At 70.0% G+C, this 2,364-nt stretch carries 4 protein-coding genes; 1 reads left to right on the forward strand and 3 read right to left on the reverse strand.

All coding sequences use genetic code 11. The features are described 5' to 3' along the window. Window positions 1-170: 170 nt before the first annotated feature. The 3 genes from ACWGID_RS08195 to ACWGID_RS08205 all read right to left on the reverse strand — a co-directional run bounded on the left by ACWGID_RS08195 (window position 171) and on the right by ACWGID_RS08205 (window position 1,504). A complete protein-coding gene (locus ACWGID_RS08195) occupies window positions 171-425 on the reverse strand; it encodes a hypothetical protein (RefSeq protein WP_452195664.1) in 255 nt (84 codons plus the stop codon). Window positions 426-515: 90 nt separating this feature from the next. Continuing rightward, the gene (locus ACWGID_RS08200; protein WP_452195666.1) at window positions 516-1,004 is read right to left on the reverse strand and encodes an FBP domain-containing protein; all 489 of its coding nucleotides are present in this window, start codon (window positions 1,002-1,004) and stop codon (window positions 516-518) included. 110 nt (window positions 1,005-1,114) lie between these two features. Further along, a complete protein-coding gene (locus ACWGID_RS08205) occupies window positions 1,115-1,504 on the reverse strand; it encodes a hypothetical protein (protein ID WP_452195668.1) in 390 nt (129 codons plus the stop codon). A 160-nt stretch (window positions 1,505-1,664) separates the two neighbouring features. Between ACWGID_RS08205 and ACWGID_RS08210 the strand changes: the two genes are divergently transcribed. Continuing rightward, on the forward strand, window positions 1,665-2,216 hold the full coding sequence (locus ACWGID_RS08210) for a YceI family protein (RefSeq protein ID WP_452195669.1): 552 nt from the start codon (window positions 1,665-1,667) through the stop codon (window positions 2,214-2,216). Window positions 2,217-2,364: the final 148 nt, after the last annotated feature.

A 2,364-nucleotide genomic window follows, 5' to 3' on the forward strand; every position in this document is an offset into this window, starting at 1 on the left:
CCTCGAGGGCGTCGAGTTCCCGGGTGGCCAGGGCGATGGGGTGGACCACGACGTGGGCCGCGCCCCCCCCGCCGAAGGTGGAGGGGCGGCCCCCCGGGGGGGGGTGGGTCCCCCCACCCCCACGCCGGCCCCCCCCCCCCCCCCAACGCGGGGGGCAACCCGGGGGAGGGTCAGTCGTCTTCGGGGAGGGGTTCTATTTCGAAGCGGAGTTGTTTGCCGGAGCGGATGCGTTCGATGGCGGCGAGGCAGGCGGGGTCGCTCATCTGGACGCCGATCTCGGCGAGTTTGTGGCGCAGGACGCGGGCGGCGTCCTCGGCGGACCGGGCGCTGGACTCGTTGATCGCCTCGATGGTGGTGGCGGTGAGTCGTTCGCGGATGTCCGGGTGGGCCTGGTGGATCTCGTGCGTGATGCGGAACTCGGTCATCGCGACTCGCTCTCCTTGTCCCCCGCGGGCCGGTTGTGCGGAGCCGAGGTTCCGGCTCAGGGGACATAGCCTAGGGCGCGTCCCGGGAGGTCACGCCAGGACTCGCTGCACGAAACTTTCCAGGCGGGTCGCGAGGCGTTCCGCGCGGACCTCCGGGGTGGCGGTCTCGCCCTGCGGTACGTCGAGTTCCTTCAGCCCGCGGATGTACAGCGAGCACGCCAGATCGGCGCAGATGTACATCCCGACCGTGTTCCCGTTGCGGCCGGCCGAACCCGCCCGGCGGGCGGCGAACAGGGCGACGTCGCTGACGTGGTGGGCGGTGTTGCACAGGTCGCACAGCCCCGCGAACCGGCGGGCGGCGCCCGAGGTCTGGGTGCTGACCGCGATCCCGGTCACGCCGGTGTCGCGGCGTACCACCAGGTAGCCGCGGTTCGGAGCCTTGGCGTCGCGCCAGCCGAGGAAGTCGAGCGACTCCCAGGGCAGTTCGGGGAAGCGGCCCGGCAGCGCCAGCGCCTTGACCTGGCTCTTGGACGAGTTGACGAACGAGCGCCTGATGTCCTCGGCGCTGAGCGGTTCCACGACGGTCCCTCCGATCTTCGACCACCCATCAGACCGGCTGCGGCGCCGCGGCGCAACCCGTTAACTCCGTTGCTGCGGGCAACGGCTAGCAGACGGCCAAGGGCCAACGGTCAGCTGTCGGCGTACCCGGTCGTCCGGTGCTCGTCGTGGTGGCGCAGGTCGACGCCGAAGTCGACCGAGGCCTTGAGGCGGAGCAGCAGCGAGACGACCTCGGGGCAGTCGGCGGGGTCGTCCGAGCTGAGGGTCAGGTCGGTGCCGCCCGCGGCGCCGGGGGCGAGCCTGAACGTCAGCGTTCGGCCGAAGTACCGCAGTTGGTAGAGCTCGTCCTGGATGGCCCGCTCGATCCAGCTCTGGTCGGTGCGGCCGTCGCCGAGCCGGAACGAGATCACGCCGTCGGTCTCCGGCGCCGCGGTGGCCCAGAAACGCTCGCGGCCGTGCCAGGTACTGACGGCCCGGTAGACGTCGCTCGGTCCCGACTTGCAGAACACCTTCCGCTGCACTCCACACCTCTCCTGACACCGGATACCGGTCACGCCCGGTCCATTGTCCGTCGACACAGGGTCCAGGGGCCGGACACGCCGAGTAGGGGGTGGACTTCTGAGCGAGAAGGGTGAACTCTTTACTGTGCAAAGTTCAACTAGTCTTTCGGAAGGATCCGCGATGTCCAACGAGTACGCCGCCCTGAGCGGTGACTACACCCTCGACGCCTCTCACACCCGGATCGGCTTCAGTGCCCGGCACGCGATGGTGACCAAGGTCCGTGGCGCGTTCGACGAGTTCGAGGGCTCGTTCCACATCGACGGCGAGAACCCGGCGAACTCGTCGGGGAAGGTGACGATCCAGGCCAAGAGCATTAACACCCGCAACGGCCAGCGCGACGAGCACCTGCGCAGCAACGACTTCCTCGCGATGGACGAGCACCCGGAGATCACCTTCGTGTCGACCGCGATCAAGCAGAGCGGCGACGCCGAGTTCGTGGTGTCCGGCGACCTGACCATCCGCGGCGTCACCAAGCCGGTCGATGTCGAGTTCGAGTACACCGGCACCGCGACCGACCCGTTCGGCAACCAGCGGCTCGGCATCGAGGGCTCGGTCGTGATCAACCGCAAGGACTTCGGTGTCAGCTGGAACGCGGCGCTCGAGGGCGGCGGCGTGCTGGTCAGCGACAAGATCACGCTGGAGCTCGAGGTCTCGGCGATCAAGAACGCCTGAGGCTCCATCAGTAACCAGCTGGGGCTCTCTCAAGAACAGCTGACGTGGGTGGGGGGGGGGGCGGGGGGGGGTCGCCCCCAGCCTCGGGGGGGGAGTTTGGGCGGGCGCGGGGGGGGGGGCGGGGGCGGGGGGCGCGCCCGCGGGGCGG

This window comes from Kribbella sp. NPDC054772 (assembly GCF_053611945.1).